A 14,762-nucleotide genomic window follows, 5' to 3' on the forward strand; every position below is an offset into this window, starting at 1 on the left:
GTTTTTTTATAAATGAGAATGAGACAAAGTCAGGGACGCGGCGGTGGAGTATGCATATGTATAAAATGATAGCCTGCTTGGCAGAGCATGACAAAACTAATGCTGAGTACAAGGAGAGGAATTAGCTTGTTTTTTCCTCGTTCTTCATATAGTCCGGCTGCGCTTAAAAGGAAGCCAACAGTAGCTAATGGAGGAGAGACGCGAAAGAATAAATCTGCAGCGGTAAACGCTTGATTTGTATATTTATAATAAAAAAATAGACCTGTAATCAATAAAAATAGCCCAATCCAAAACAGCGTAAGTTTTCCAAAAAGGGTTTTAGGCACTGCAATTTCACTCCTTTTGTCAGTCAAGTACCATAAAATACTAGCATAAAATGTTCTGGTTTGCATTAGAGAAAAAGAACGTGAATTATACAATAAGTGTAAAAAAACAGGTTTGAAGTAGGAGGAGATGAAGTATTCAAAGCGCTTCATGTAAAAAAATACATATCGTTGGATCTGTTGGAAGTGGAAAAACAACTCTTGCCCGTTTATTATCCCATGAATTAAAAGTTCCTCACTACGAACTCGATAATATTATGTGGGAACGAACATATGAAGGAGATAAAAGAAGAAGTGAAGCGGATAGAAAAAAGTGTTTACATCATATTTCAGCTTCAAAAGAATGGATTATAGAAGGCGTACACTATACGTGGGTGAATGAAAGTTTTAATAGAGCTGACCTTATTATTTTTCTCGATATCCATTATCTAAAAAGAATATGGTTTATTATAAAAAGGTATGTTCTGCAAAAAGCTAAAATAGAAAAAGCAAATTATGCACCGACGTTTTCTATTTTCATTAAAATGTTTCAGTGGAATTCAGACTTCGAAAAGCAAAGTAAACCTGAAATTTTGCATATCCTTCGTACGTCATATAACGATAAACTTATAATAGTGAAAAAGAGAGAAGAGATAGAGCACTTTATATCGTAAGAAAACGCCGCTCAGTTGATGAGCGGCGTTTTTTAGTTTTTATTCTATCAACATAGAATCGCCTTTTTTTTCACAAGCTTTTGCAAGGTTTTTGAGCAACTGATTAAGAAACTCTTTGTCCATTTTAAGCCACTCTTGTTTTTGCAGCCCTTCTACGATATAGGAAGAAAAAACCCACACGTCGTTTTTGATGGCAGAGCGATTTGTTTCAGCGATTACGGTTAATGCCTTAATGACAGCAGACATCACGGAAACATCTTCTTTCCCATAATGACGAATTTGATAGAACGCTTTGTACAAATAATCCATAAAAGAAGGTTTTTCTAGCATGACGCGAATGCATCCTTTTTCATCGTAATAATAAGGAGAAGAAGAATAGCTTTGCCCAAGTTTGATAAACACTTGGGTGAGCTGTTCAATGCAGTTAATAGCTGTTTCAGGATCATTAATAGCGGGTGAAATAGCTCTTAATGCAATTTCACTCAGCTTTTGAATCCCTAACTTCACATCTTGAATCGACTCTTGATCATTTGTAATAAACAAACAATGAAGAAATTTTTCGTGTTTTAATGATTGATCGTGATGAATTACGCTTAACAGAGGTGTGTCTTCTTCGACATACTCACCGGGTGCTTTTTCAAGTTTCACAATAACATTATATTTAGATGCTAGGGTAGTTAAATGCTTGAGTTCAATATAGTGAATATATCCTTGTTTGTTACTTTTAATTTGCAGCGTGTTTTCACTATCAAAATTAAGCTGTTCTTCATTTTTTGATTGAGGTGATTTTTGCTGTTCTAGCTGTCGTTCTTCAATGGTTAGCATCGTTTTTTTGGCAATGTTTGAAATTAAGTTGCCGACTTTAATCCAGTTAATAACATGATGAATTAAAAATACAAACATACCTAGACAAATGAAAGCTACCAAAATGGCTAGTGAAGGAACAATGAAAGTGTTGCTGACTTGATTGCTTCGAACTTGAATAAGCAGTACAAGCACGTACACATACCCACCGATAAAAGTGCCAAGCACACGCTGGGTTTTGGCATCTGTATTAAAATTTTGAATCGTTCTAGGAGAAAACTGGCCTACAAACGTAGTCAGTACCACTAACACAGAAGAAAACGTAATCGTCGTCATCGTTAATAAGGAGTTTGACACTGAACTCAAAATAGTATGAGCAAGCTCTTTATCCGTTAGAAATACAGAAGGAACCAACTTTAACCACTGTTTATGAGCTGTTAAAAATCGGTCTATAAACGTACTAATAGTGGCTAAAACAAAAGCAACGATTCCGTATATAGAAGGAGTAATCCAAAAATTAGCTTTGATTCGATTTTGCTGTAGCTTTATTGACATAACGAAATCTCCCGTATCATGATTTAATAAGTTCGGACTTCTTTTAGCATGGAGAAAAAAGTTAGTCATACTTATCCACCTATTATTACCCGCATCTGCATGTGAAAAACTTCTTTAAGAAAAGTTTTATTGTCCATTTGTAAAGGGTAGAGATCAAAAAGGAGGAGAGAGCCGTGGCATTTGATTATTCACTTGACTTTGAGCATATGGATTTTAGAAAACATCCTGAAAAGTATAGAGTAGGAAGAGGAGAACAAGGAGTTCTCCTTGTTGAGCCATATAAAAGTGAAATTCTTCCTCATTGGCGTTTTCGAACACCTGAAATTGCTGAGGAATCGGCGGACGCCATTTATCAGCTTTTTTTAACCTACAAAGAAAAAAGCGATTTTGTTGGAATGGACATGGCCCGGAAATTTCTCCAAATGGGATACACGCGATCCAGGCGCTACGCGAACTACAAAGGCGGAAAGAAATACAGCAAAGGCGGAGAGCGTAACGAACGGCAAATTGATGAACAAAAAGCAGAATCGGCGGCTATTTTTATGAAAAAATGGAAGGAGGTACGAGAGAATAAAGAGTACTTAAAATTTAAAAAAGAGCATCAAAAAAAGTACGGATAATCAGCTGTTATCCGTACTTTTTTCCTTTGTTATTTCGATTCGTTTAATATGGTGATGTTCAATATCAATGACTTTAAATGAAAAACTTTCGTTTGTGATGCTGTCCCCTTTAGCAAGATCAAACTTTTCGGTCAGCATCCAGCCGCCAATGGTATCAACGTCTTCTTGTTCAATATTTGTTCCGAGTAAGTCATTTACTTCTTCAATCAACACCTTCGCATCGAGTACGTAGTGATTTTCATTAATTTTGTGTACGTCCGGTATTTCATCATCATCAAATTCATCACGAATTTCACCAACAATTTCTTCTAAAATGTCTTCTACCGTTACAAGCCCTGTTGTTCCTCCGTACTCGTCTATTAAGATGGCCATGTGAATTCTGTCCTTTTGAATTTTAAGCAATAAGTCGTAAATGGCGATGGAATCAATGACTTGAATGATGGGTTTCATATACGTTTGCACGGTACGTGGTTTAATATCATCTTCTTTTATGTAATCCGCTAATATTTCTTTAATATTAACTAATCCCACCACTTGATCTTTGTTTCCATCTACAACTACTGGATAGCGAGTATATTGCTCTACTCTAGCCATTTTTAAGAATTCTTCTATCGTTTCTTCTGCTGATACGCTAACAATTTCTGTACGAGGCACCATGATTTCTTTAGCCGTACGATTATCAAATTCAAAAATATTATTCATGAACTTAAATTCCGATTGATTAATTTCACCGCTCTCATAGCTTTCAGATAAAATAATTCTAAGCTCTTCTTCACTATGAGCTACTTCATTTTCAGAAGCTGGCTTCAGGCCAAATAATCCGACAACGCCTCTTGCTGAGTGGTTTAAAAGCCAAATAAACGGATAAAGTAACTTAGAAAAAAGAATAAGAGGACGGGAAAATAACAGCGTCACTTGTTCGGCTTTTTGAATCGCCACTGTTTTGGGTGCAAGTTCCCCAGCTACCACATTTAAAAATGTGACAATCGAAAAAGCAAGAACAAAGGATATGACATGCGAAAGTGATGCAGCAAAAGGAAGCATGTCAATAAGCGGCTCTAATAAATGACCTACCGTAGGTTCACCTATCCAGCCTAGACCCAGTGCGGTAACCGTAATGCCCAGCTGTGTGGCTGAAAGATAACCATCTAAATTTGATACTACTTTTTTTGCTGCTAAAGCGTTTCGGTTTCCTTCTTCAATTAACTGGTCGATTCTAGTCGACCGTACCCTAATGACGGCAAATTCCGTTGCAACAAAAAAGGCTGTTAATATGATTAATACGATAAATAAAATGACATTTACTGTTTCCAAGTTTATCTCCTTACCCCGTTGAAACGGATAAGGGAACACCTCCCTTACAAAAGTTTGATGAGCTGATTTATATGGTAAATAAAGAATATCATGTATACTGTTCCCTTAATGTCCGCAGAAATAAACTTACCGAAAAGAAAGAGCACTTTTTAATAACCCGCAACATTTTTTGGCAGAAAAAGCGTAAACTAAACACTATAAAATGAATGAAAAGAGATAACGTGATACCTTTAAAAGGATGTAAATAGAAGTAGGAGTCGATTGTTTTTATGGAATTTTTTCTGACGATATTAGTCTTATTGGCTTTGATTGGTCTATCTAATATCATTAATCATTTTGTACCATTTATTCCTGTTCCATTAGTTCAAATAGCTTTGGGAGCAGGGCTTGCTATCTTGCCATTTGGCGGAGATGTACATTTAGAGCCTGAGTTATTTTTTATTTTATTTATTGCCCCGCTATTATTTAATGATGGGAAAAACGTGTCAAGAGCTGCTCTTTGGAAGCTTCGTACACCTATTTTATTACTAGCGCTGGGACTGGTTTTTGTAACGGTGGCAGTAGGGGGATATCTAATCAATTGGCTCATTCCTTCCATTCCGTTACCGGCGGCATTTGCACTAGCCGCTATTTTGTCCCCAACAGATGTAGTGGCTGTAGGAGCTATGGCGAGCCGAGTAAAGCTGCCTAAGCGAATTATGCATTTGCTGGAAGGCGAAGGGCTGATGAATGATGCCTCTGGTCTTGTAGCGTTTCAAGTAGCAGTAGCTGCTACCGTAACGGGCGTCTTTTCAATAGTAGATGCTACATTTCAGTTCCTTTGGGTAGCGCTGGGCGGTTTGTTTGTAGGAGCATTTATCGCTTTTCTGATTATCAGACTGCGTGTACTTGTTCGACGTTTAGGAATGGAAGATATTACGATTCATATGTTAATACAAATTCTAACTCCATTTGTTGTCTTCTACATTGCTGAACATTTTCATTTATCAGGAATCTTGGCAGTTGTAGCAGGCGGCATTGTGCATGCGATTGAGCGCGACCGAGAGGAATCACCTAACCAGCAGCTAAAAGTAGTATCAAAAAGTACTTGGACGGTTATTTTATATTTGTTAAATGGCTTGGTGTTTGTACTGCTTGGCCTGCAAATACCTAAAGTGGCGAAAGCAATTATTCAAGATCCAAACTTTAATAATGGACAAGTGCTTCTTTATATTTTGATTATTACTGTCTTTTTGCTTGTACTACGATTTATTTGGGTGATGGTGTCATGGTCAGTAGGCTGGTATTACAAAAATAACAAGCATCTAAAACCTGAGCCTCGGTCTATTGGCATTATCACGGTTTCAGGTGTACGAGGAGCTGTTACGTTAGCGGGAGCGTTTTCGATTCCATATACGCTTGATAACGGCAGTGATTTTCCGGAACGCTCTCTGATTATTTTTCTAGCAGCAGGCGTTATATTGTTAACCTTAGTTGCGGCAAGTATTCTTTTACCTCTCATTGCGAAAACAGAAAAGGCGCCGAAGAAGCCTGAGCGCAACACAAAAGAGGTTAAAGCGCGCATTAAAGTGCACAAAGCTGCTATTCAGCGGTTAAAAAGAGAAATGACCGAGGAAAATCGTGGAGCAGCCCTTTCGTTAATTTCATCGTATAATACAACGATTAATAACATCATCGTTAAAACTCATCCTTTAGAAGCCTCTGAAAACAAACAGTATGAAGAAGAAATTCGATTGCTGGCTCTTCAGGCCAAGGGGAAATTGGTGGAAAAGCTATTAAAAGAAGAAAAAATAGACCGTGAGACAGCGTATATTTGTTTGGAACATACGCACAAGCTTGAAATGGCTGTAACCAATCGCGTAAGGTATAAATTATTGGTGAGCTGGATGAGGTTTAAAAAAGTTTTATTATTACTAGTCCGAATTTTTTCACCGAATAAGCAGGCGTTAAGAAAACAAAGCTTGCGAAGAAGAAGCAAAGTGAACAAAGTACGTATTCAAATGATTGAAGAAGCGATAAAGGTCATTAAAGAAAATATGAACGAAGAAAATCGAATGATTTCACTTGCTATTATTAGTGAATACCATAGATCCATGGCAAGACTTAGAAAAGAGAGTACGGAGTATAATTCACGGAAACGTAAAAAAGCAACGAGAGATTTATGTTATAAAGCGTTTCATACCGAGCGGGAAACGGTGCAAGAACTTTATGAAAAAGGAGAAATCACGCGTGAAATCGCTCATAATATCCGAAAAGATATCGCTTTGCGTGAAGCATTAACAATTGAAGAAAATGGTTATTAAAAAGTCGCAGAGAGTAGTCTCTGCGACTTTTTCTAGTAAGTTTCATTCTATTGCTTTTCAAAAAGATAAAGCTTTCCATTAACAGCAATATCAAACCGAGGCCCTTTAAAGCCGCGTTTTATAAGTTCTTTACGCATAAACTTCATAATTCCTCCGTGGCTGACAATCAGCAAATCGTCTTCTGACTCGGAAATAGCGCGATCTAGCACTGCTGCTACTTTTCTCTTAGTCTCAGCCATATCTTTACGAGCTTGTTTGTTGATGAGTCCGGACATGCGAAACAGTAAGACCCAGAGGATAAAAGGAAGTTTAAATTTTACTGGAATAATAGGCATAGGTATTTCTCTAAGTTCTGGAAGAAGCGTGATCTCTTGTTTATAAATATGCTTTGCCGTTTTGTGTGCTCGCGGCATATCGCTTGAAAAACAGCGTTTCCATTCGATATTATTCAAATCAGTCTCTCCATACGTAATATCTGATTCATCATATTCTTGAAACCAAGCCACTAGTTCATCAGTGGATAAGCGGTGGTTTTCTGGAAGACCTTTGTTTACTTTGTAATGACGTACTAATGCTACTTTCATTGTGAAATCTCCTTAAAATCTAAGCGCCAAAAACACTTATTCGGCGCAGCTTGATTTTCTTATTTAATGTTATTTTCATCATGCTGCACCTCCTTTCAAATATTTGTAAAATAAGTATAAAATGGATTAAGAAAATTGTAAATACGGAATAAAAGAAGATTTTGAGATAGAATAACTGGAAAATGAAACCTTTTTATAACATAAAACGTATTACTTATAGATAATTCAAACAAATTGAAATACATATAAAAGGGTGGATTACAATGATGGATACAGAGAGAAAAGTGAACATCAGAGAAGAGTTTGGAATTTTATTTGCAAAAGGGGATTTTAAGAAACTTTATGATTGTGTAAGCGAAGAATTTAAACGTCAAGTTTCGCTTCAGCAATTTTTGGAGCAGAGCAAATTGTTTAATCAAGGAGAACAGTTCTACAGACTAGAAACAAATCTCTATTTAACTCCTCAAATTGAGCAGTTTATTTGGTTAAATTCTAGGCAGACAAAATTCATCAGCGTCATGTTTGATGAACATAACATTATACAAGCACTTGTGATTGCTCCTATAGAATCATTTTCAGAGAGAGATCGATGGAGTACAAACAAATATACGATGCCGATTCAAAGTGAATGGTTTGTCTATTGGGGAGGAAAGCATGAGGTGTTGAACTATCACCATCCAGTCGAAAACCAAAGGTATGCGTATGATTTAGTCGTGCGAAAAGGAAAGCAAAGCTATAAAAATGATGGAACGAAAAACGAAGATTACTATGCATATGGAAAAAAAGTTGTGGCGCCGCTTGAAGGAGTCGTTATCACAGCAGCTGATGGTCAAGAAGATAATGAAATTGGACACACGAATAAAAGAAATCCTTTAGGAAATCACGTTATCATTGAGCATGAAGGAAAAGAATACAGTGTGCTTGCACATTTGAAGAAAGGATCGGTTTCTGTGAAAAAAGGAGACGTGGTTCGTAAAGGAACACTGCTCGGAAGGTGTGGAAATTCCGGGAATTCATCCGAACCTCACATTCATTTTCACGTCATGGATGCCTCTGACATTGAAACGTCAAAAAGTTTGCGAATTCAGTTTCATGCGGCCGTTGAACCGATTCGCGGAGATACGGTTATCCCATTTTTTTATTGATTAAAAAGCCATAGCGTTTGCTGTGGCTTTTTATGCAGGGCTTTCCTCAAATATAAAGTCAAGCACCCGTTGAAACAAGTAAAGGATAATGGCTACGGTAGTCATGACAAGGAAAAGCCCAAAATGACTAATTTCATACAGATTATAAAGCCCGATTTTAGCGAGAAAAGGAACAATAACATAACCATGAATCAAATCCAAAATAATGTTAACAATTATGTACAAGATAAACCCCGGATACGTAAGGTAAAAGACAAAGATCGTAATCACAATATGAAGGCAATAAATCGTTGCTCCCATGCTAGTAAGAAAAAATACGTTTTCTTGAACCGTCCACCAGTGCATTTTTTCCGCTACTTGATAGGCGATTGTCATCATTAATGCTGCAAATAACCCTACAGTAAAAAAGCGTTTAACACGCTGTTTATCAAGCAGCAGCAGTAAAAACCATGGAATAACAAGAATCCCCCATAATATAATTTGATTCATTCATCTTCCCACCTTTTATTTATCAGTAGTTCTTAGTGTAAGAAAGAATTGTAAAAATATACATTCTATAAAGAAAACGTTTACAATCAGATTACTTCTCTATATACTAAATCTTGAATACTTGTATACAAGTTGGCTAAGGAAGTGATGACACATTAAAAGAGTAATATACCCGGAAAAATGGCTTCGCGGAGCCTCGCTGGGAGAGCAAGTTGTAAGCAAATTAAGAATTCAAATTATGAGCGGCGAGCTAAAGAAAGGAACCATTCTATCGGAAAATCAGCTCTCGGCAGAGTTTGGAACGAGTCGATCTCCTATAAGAGAAGCGCTGCGGACCCTTTCAAACGAAGGACTCATTGATTTACAGCGAATGGGAGCAGTTGTTATTGGTTTAACAGCTAGGGATTTAAACGAGCTGTACGATGTTCGTCTGCTTTTAGAACATTTTGTCTTAGAACGTCTATCTGAAGTCAACCATGATTCGCTTATTAAAAAGCTTGAGCAAAGTATTGATCAAATGAACATGGCAGCTAAATACGATGACTATGTAGAGTTTGCTTATCAAGATTTGCGGTTTCATGAGCTCGTGATTATCGAAGCAGACCACAAGCGGATATTAAAATTGTGGGAAAGCATCCGTGAAATTATTTTAGCTGCTCTTTTAATTACCACTGAAAAAAGATTTCGAGATGATAAAGCAGCTGTGCTCCCACTGATAAAGCAGCATCATGAAATGATTAAAGCATTAAAGTCTCAAAATACAGAATGTATTCAAGATGAAGTGAAGCGTCACTTTGAAGACACGAGAAATACGATAACAGCTTCACTTTTGAATGAAGCATAAAAAAGGGATAAAAGATTCGAAATGTTTTGGACCTTTTTATCTTCAAGTTGTCGACAAGTATACAAAGGGGATGGAGAAATGAAAGCAGGTGTCTACGTTTCAGAAACGAAAGCCGTTATGCAGCAAAAAACGAAACCGGTTATAAAAGAAGGGGAAGCGCTTGTAAAGGTATCCCATGCTGGAATTTGCGGAACGGATATGATGATTTATTTTGGAAAACATCCTAGAGCACAGGCGCCACTTATTATGGGGCATGAATTCAGCGGAGTTATAGAAGAGATCCGAGGGGAAACGAAATTTTCTTTAGGTGACCCCGTAGCAGTTGAACCTACGCTTAGCTGCAGAACGTGTGAAGCCTGTGTAAGAGGACAGTTTCACGTTTGTAAGGAGTTAAAACTAATCGGCATTGATCAAGATGGAGGGTTCGCGCAGTACGTGGCTGTTCCAGTGAACCGCCTTCACCTCTTACCAGAGAAACTGTCTAGCGCGCATGCTGCTCTTGCAGAACCTGTAGCGGTTGCCGTACATACAGTACGACGCTCGCGGTTGAAAGTAGGAGACCAAGCTGTCATTTTAGGAGCAGGACCTATTGGACTACTGATCGGGATGATTGCGAAACGAGCAGGTGCAAAAAAAGTAATGATCTCAGATATTAGTTCTTACCGCTTAACTAAAGCGAAAGAACTTGGCTTTATACCAATTGATGCAATGAAAAAAGACGTCGTAAAAGAAGTGCGTTTGCTTACGAATGACGTCGGTGCAGACGTTGTATTCGAAGTAGCCGGAAATCAAATGACAGCAAAACAAATGGTTGAAACAAGCCGTATTCAAGGAGAGATTGTAGTGGTGAGCGTCTATAAAAACGCTCCAGAAGTAGATTTAGCAGCAATGCACTTTAAAGAAATTTCATTAACTACAACGAGATGTTACACAAAGGAAGATTTTCAGACGGCTATTGATTTACTGGCAAACGGTGAAATAGCAGCAGATTCTTTAATTTCTCATAAGCTGCCGCTTGAAGATATTCAAGCAGGGTTTGAGTTTATGCAGCGGCCTGATGAATCACTTAAGGTTTTATTTGCACCAAACGGAGAGGGGAATGAACAATGACAGTAGATTTGTTTTCTTTAGATGGTAAAGTAGCAGCGATTACGGGAGCAACAAGAGGAATTGGAAGATCAATGGCGATTGCTTTGGCAGAAGCAGGTTCGGATATCGCTCTTTTGCAGCGATCAAAGGAATTTCTCGGAGTAAAAGAAGAAATTGAACGTCTTGGAAGAAAATGTTTGATTGTTAATTGCGATCTAGAAAATGCTTCTGAAGTAAGCGAAGCAATCTCATCGGTTGTTGCTTATTTTGGCAAGCTCGATATTTTAGTAAACAACGCTGGCATTCAAAGACGTTCACCCGCTGTAGACTTTGCAGAAGAAGATTGGGATGCTGTTATGAATGTTAATTTAAAAACCGTATGGCTGTTATGTCAGCAGGCGGGCCGACAAATGCTTAAACAAGGAAGCGGGAAAATCATTAATATGGCATCTTTGCTTTCTTACCAAGGTGGTATTACCGTTCCGGCCTATGCTGCAGCAAAAGGAGGAGTTGCGCAGCTTACAAAGGCTTTATCTAATGAATGGGCAGCAAAAGGCGTAAATGTTAATGGAATTGTACCAGGGTATATTGCCACTGATATGAATGAAGCACTTATTAACGATGAAACGCGCAGCAGACAAATCATTGAACGTATTCCCGCAGGCAGATGGGGGCAAGCAGATGATTTTAAAGGAGCGGTTGTCTTTTTAGCATCTGATGCATCTGCTTATATTCATGGGCACTTACTTGCTGTAGACGGAGGCTGGCTAGGAAGATAACGCATGAATGAACGAATTTTTTCATATCATGAACAAACTTAATTAAAAGGAGCGTTCGTGGTATGAAAAGGTGGATGTTAAATGTGGGTGTTGTTGTCACAGTGCTTATAACTGCTTGGGTGGTGTATACAAAGCCTGAAGAGAAAGAGACTTCCCTATTTTCTTACAATCAGCCTTCTATAGTTGTTCAAAAAGAAAGCACAGATTTTGAAAAAGCGTTAAAAGCTTTTTTGACGCAGCATGGCTTTCAAGAAGTTAGGGTGCTGAATAACTATGCGGAAGCTCAAATTCTGATTCTTCTACCCCGCGAACACCTTTCTTCCCATAAGAAAAGGGAAATTCAGCAAATGGTAAATCAAGTTGCCAAACAGTATCACGTTCATCCTGATGTAGTTAATGTTCAGCTATATGAAAAAAGTAAAAAGCCTTTTAGAAAGGGGAATCCCCCTCGATAAAAGGCTTTTTTTTACTCTTTTTTCTTCTCTTGTTCAGCAAGCTCTTCTTGTCTTTTAAAATGTGATTTTCCTAACGCATACACAAAACTAAAAAACAAAGGAAGTAAAATAGTCAGCAGCACAAGGCGGGTAAGCATATCGCCCAGATCATTTCTCGTTAAGTAAATATTAATAGCTGCAATGACAATATAAATAAAAATACCGAGGTTTCGTAAAAATCTCTTTAGCATAGATGCATTCATTTTTTTCACCTTACTTTTATATACTCACATTTAAGGTAAAGGAAACGATTCATAAAAGCAACCTATTTACTACAAAGAAAGAAGGAATATAGGAATTTATGATGAATATTTATAGGTTGCCTGAAAATTATGGAGATAAAATCCTAACATGAAGTCGTTTTATAAAGCAGCTCGCTCCGAGTACACTGAATGCGCCGAGTCAGCTATAAACAGCTGCCTTCTCTTCAATCAGCTTTATTTCTTAAAAAGGTAAGGTGATGAGATGAAAAGAGTACTGGTAATGGGCGTTTCTCCAGGAGTAGGAAAGTCTACATTTGCCAAGAAATTAGGGGAAAAGCTTGATCTAGAAGTATATCATTTAGACAGCCTGTATTGGCAGCCTGGCTGGACGGAAAGAGACAATGATAGCTTTAGAGAATTGCAGGAGCACATTGTAAAAAAAGACAGCTGGATTATCGACGGGAACTATAGCAATTCGTATGACGTGCGAGTGAAGCGTGCAGATACCATTATTTATTTAGAGCTGCCGCTAATCGTTTGTGTGTACCGAGTAATAAAGCGGAGAATCGTATATGCAAGAAAAACGCGTGAAGATATGGCAAAAGGATGCCCTGAAAAAGTAGATTGGTCATTTTTTACGTTTATTCTTACTACGTATCGAGAACGGAAAAAAAAGATGAGAAACCAGTTTAAAAAGCTTAAAAATGATGAGGATTACAAGGTTTTTATGCTGATGAACAGAAAGGACATCGAGAACTATATACACAACCTATAGGGGGAGTATGTGCTGAATTTTGAACAAAAATAGCCACGTAACAAGTTCGCTTGTTACGTGGCTTTATTAAAAAAACAATCATTCTTGCGTAATCTTCAACATTCCTTCTTCGTCGAGCGCAAGCGTTAGAGAATGATTAACCTTTACCATTAATGGATGAACTTCAGAGTCTCGGTTCGAAAAAAACCACCGTCTTTTAGGCGTCCCTACAAGAAAAAACGCACTGCCGCTTCCTAAAAAGTTAAAGGTCTCGTTTAATAGCCTGTTGTTGCGCACGGTGATACCGGAGTTAATAAGCTGTGTCCCTACAGAGTGGACATGAGGAGTTGTCAAGTTGATTTCTCCTATGCTTAAAAGCGACTTAGAAGAAAAGGGGTCCTTGGATGACGGGCAGTCCGAATGTCTTGAAATGTATTCAACAATATTATGAGCAGGGTCTTCAAAATAAAAGGAATGAGCATCAAATGCTTCAAAATAAATCTCATCTTTCTTCTCTTCCGTATTGAGGAAGACTCTCTGAGTAGCCCATTGCTTTGCTTCCATAAATCGGTTTGCTGGAACATTAAAAGCAAAATGGTAAAAGGGCTTTGTATGTAGAGAACTTTCTTTAAAGGTTAGCTCACTTTCACCAACCTTGATGGAAAAAGAACGCGGTGAAGCGGCGGTTAATGGGAAATCGAGAGAATTTACATAAAAATCCTTCATTGTGTCCAATAAGTGGGTGTACAGGACAGCTTGATTAATGATCATAAACCATTCCTCCTCGTTTAAGCGTTGTCTAAAATGGTATTACACAAATTTTTCGCTCTCTTTTTGATTACTGCTTTTCAAGTAAAGCTGAAAAGAGCCTTTATGCTCAGAGCCTACAAAATTAATACGATATCTCCTCGTTTTTTCGGGTGTTAAATAAAGAGAGTTATTAGTCATTTCAAAAAATCGTGTCTGTTTTGGATCTTCTACGTACAGGGACAGGTCTCCGCTTTTGGTATTTTTAGATAGCGTAAAAGCGTAGGTTACACCTTTTTTGAGTTTAATGCTCCGGGAGTAGCGGCCCGTAAAGCTGTCGTATTCGCCAAAGAAAACCTCACTTCGCTCCTTTTTTATTTTGCCTCCTACAATTTGATTTTCCTGGCCGTTAAAGTTAATAAGTAAAAAAGCGATAAGAACAATAAGAAAACTATATTTAAACATAAAAACCTCCATCTACTAAATTATAGATAGTTTTGGATTTCGTCAAATAGTGTTATAGTTTAAAAGGGAAAAATTAACAAAAAACGAATTATCTTTTTGCATGTTACGTCTAACAGAAAGGAGAAAAGAATTGACTCAGCGTTTTTATCTTTTAGCAGCAAGTCAAGTAACCGCAAATGTAGGTTTTGTTCTTTATACAATGGCTGTCACTTCCTATATAAAGGAAAACACCGGTTCAACAGCTCTTGCGTCGATGATTACGATGACGAGCTTACTTGCACGGCTCCTTAGCGGCCTTAGCGTACCTTTACTAGCCGATATGTATAAATCCATTCACATTATGCGGTTTGTTCAAGTGATACAGATAGGGATGCTTGTTGGATTGTATGTGCTGCTTACACAAGAATTTACAGTCACAGTACTAACGATGGGTTTTATCATTGTTGGAATCATTTCTTTTTTTAACGGCTTTTTTTCCATTTTTAAAACGTCAGTTGTACGCAGCTTAGTAAATGATAGTCAAAGAATGCAGGCGAATAGCTTGCTTTCAACAATTGATCAAACTTTTCTGTTTGCAGGGTAGTCGCTTGGTGGTTT

The 14,762-nt window shown here is 37.7% G+C and carries 17 protein-coding genes; 9 read left to right on the top strand and 8 right to left on the bottom strand.

Annotated elements, in window-relative coordinates; all coding sequences use genetic code 11:
• Window positions 1-29: 29 nt before the first annotated feature.
• Together AC1D0Y_RS20670 and AC1D0Y_RS20675 are read right to left on the bottom strand one after the other, a co-directional pair.
• Window positions 30-326 carry a hypothetical protein gene (locus AC1D0Y_RS20670; protein ID WP_060746845.1) on the bottom strand — a complete coding sequence of 99 codons (297 nt, stop codon included), beginning with the start codon at window positions 324-326 and terminating at the stop codon, window positions 30-32.
• 689 nt (window positions 327-1,015) lie between these two features.
• On the bottom strand, window positions 1,016-2,404 hold the full coding sequence (locus AC1D0Y_RS20675) for a DUF2254 domain-containing protein (protein ID WP_060746843.1): 1,389 nt from the start codon (window positions 2,402-2,404) through the stop codon (window positions 1,016-1,018).
• A gap of 104 nt (window positions 2,405-2,508) precedes the next feature.
• Here AC1D0Y_RS20675 and AC1D0Y_RS20680 point away from each other — a divergent pair, with 104 nt between their 5' ends.
• Entirely contained in the window at window positions 2,509-2,955 is a 447-nt protein-coding gene (locus AC1D0Y_RS20680; RefSeq protein WP_028409004.1) for a DUF4385 domain-containing protein, read from the top strand.
• Here AC1D0Y_RS20680 and AC1D0Y_RS20685 read toward each other — a convergent pair whose 3' ends face one another.
• Window positions 2,956-4,269 carry a hemolysin family protein gene (locus tag AC1D0Y_RS20685; protein ID WP_060746842.1) on the bottom strand — a complete coding sequence of 438 codons (1,314 nt, stop codon included), beginning with the start codon at window positions 4,267-4,269 and terminating at the stop codon, window positions 2,956-2,958.
• Between the two features lie 269 nt (window positions 4,270-4,538).
• Between AC1D0Y_RS20685 and AC1D0Y_RS20690 the strand changes: the two genes are divergently transcribed.
• Window positions 4,539-6,572: a Na+/H+ antiporter gene (locus AC1D0Y_RS20690; protein WP_028409002.1), complete on the top strand. Its 2,034-nt coding sequence runs from the start codon at window positions 4,539-4,541 to the stop codon at window positions 6,570-6,572.
• Between the two features lie 47 nt (window positions 6,573-6,619).
• Here AC1D0Y_RS20690 and AC1D0Y_RS20695 read toward each other — a convergent pair whose 3' ends face one another.
• Window positions 6,620-7,156, bottom strand: coding sequence for a histidine phosphatase family protein (locus AC1D0Y_RS20695; protein WP_060746841.1), 537 nt, complete (start codon window positions 7,154-7,156; stop codon window positions 6,620-6,622).
• Window positions 7,157-7,419: 263 nt separating this feature from the next.
• On the opposite strand from AC1D0Y_RS20695, the gene AC1D0Y_RS20700 reads away from it, so the two are divergent.
• Complete coding sequence (locus AC1D0Y_RS20700) at window positions 7,420-8,301, top strand: M23 family metallopeptidase (protein WP_060746840.1); 882 nt, start codon at window positions 7,420-7,422, stop codon at window positions 8,299-8,301.
• A 30-nt stretch (window positions 8,302-8,331) separates the two neighbouring features.
• On the opposite strand, the gene AC1D0Y_RS20705 is transcribed toward AC1D0Y_RS20700, so the two are convergent.
• A complete protein-coding gene (locus AC1D0Y_RS20705; protein WP_028408998.1) occupies window positions 8,332-8,790 on the bottom strand; it encodes a hypothetical protein in 459 nt (152 codons plus the stop codon).
• Window positions 8,791-8,989: 199 nt separating this feature from the next.
• On the opposite strand from AC1D0Y_RS20705, the gene AC1D0Y_RS20710 reads away from it, so the two are divergent.
• The 4 genes from AC1D0Y_RS20710 (at window position 8,990) to AC1D0Y_RS20725 (ending at window position 11,957) form a co-directional block, all read left to right on the top strand.
• Complete coding sequence (locus AC1D0Y_RS20710) at window positions 8,990-9,634, top strand: GntR family transcriptional regulator (RefSeq protein ID WP_477707884.1); 645 nt, start codon at window positions 8,990-8,992, stop codon at window positions 9,632-9,634.
• 78 nt (window positions 9,635-9,712) lie between these two features.
• Window positions 9,713-10,744, top strand: a complete 1,032-nt coding sequence (locus tag AC1D0Y_RS20715) for a zinc-dependent alcohol dehydrogenase (protein ID WP_060746838.1) — start codon at window positions 9,713-9,715, stop codon at window positions 10,742-10,744.
• Window positions 10,741-11,502: a glucose 1-dehydrogenase gene (locus AC1D0Y_RS20720; RefSeq protein ID WP_060746837.1), complete on the top strand. Its 762-nt coding sequence runs from the start codon at window positions 10,741-10,743 to the stop codon at window positions 11,500-11,502. Before AC1D0Y_RS20715 ends, AC1D0Y_RS20720 begins: the two co-directional genes overlap by 4 nt.
• Window positions 11,503-11,564: 62 nt before the next feature.
• Entirely contained in the window at window positions 11,565-11,957 is a 393-nt protein-coding gene (locus AC1D0Y_RS20725) for a hypothetical protein (protein WP_060746836.1), read from the top strand.
• An 11-nt stretch (window positions 11,958-11,968) separates the two neighbouring features.
• Here the strand turns inward: AC1D0Y_RS20725 and AC1D0Y_RS20730 are convergent, their stop codons facing one another.
• Window positions 11,969-12,199 carry a hypothetical protein gene (locus AC1D0Y_RS20730; protein WP_013057513.1) on the bottom strand — a complete coding sequence of 77 codons (231 nt, stop codon included), beginning with the start codon at window positions 12,197-12,199 and terminating at the stop codon, window positions 11,969-11,971.
• Between the two features lie 262 nt (window positions 12,200-12,461).
• Here AC1D0Y_RS20730 and AC1D0Y_RS20735 point away from each other — a divergent pair, with 262 nt between their 5' ends.
• The gene (locus AC1D0Y_RS20735; RefSeq protein ID WP_116513928.1) at window positions 12,462-12,974 is read left to right on the top strand and encodes a P-loop NTPase family protein; all 513 of its coding nucleotides are present in this window, start codon (window positions 12,462-12,464) and stop codon (window positions 12,972-12,974) included.
• Window positions 12,975-13,052: 78 nt separating this feature from the next.
• On the opposite strand, the gene AC1D0Y_RS20740 is transcribed toward AC1D0Y_RS20735, so the two are convergent.
• Window positions 13,053-13,724, bottom strand: a complete 672-nt coding sequence (locus AC1D0Y_RS20740; protein ID WP_060746834.1) for a hypothetical protein — start codon at window positions 13,722-13,724, stop codon at window positions 13,053-13,055.
• A 39-nt stretch (window positions 13,725-13,763) separates the two neighbouring features.
• Window positions 13,764-14,165, bottom strand: coding sequence for a hypothetical protein (locus AC1D0Y_RS20745; RefSeq protein ID WP_060746833.1), 402 nt, complete (start codon window positions 14,163-14,165; stop codon window positions 13,764-13,766).
• Between the two features lie 130 nt (window positions 14,166-14,295).
• Between AC1D0Y_RS20745 and AC1D0Y_RS20750 the strand changes: the two genes are divergently transcribed.
• Window positions 14,296-14,748, top strand: a complete 453-nt coding sequence (locus AC1D0Y_RS20750) for an MFS transporter (protein WP_235593613.1) — start codon at window positions 14,296-14,298, stop codon at window positions 14,746-14,748.
• The last annotated feature ends 14 nt before the right edge of the window (window positions 14,749-14,762 follow it).

The organism is Priestia sp. P1_B12_1, assembly GCF_056406695.1.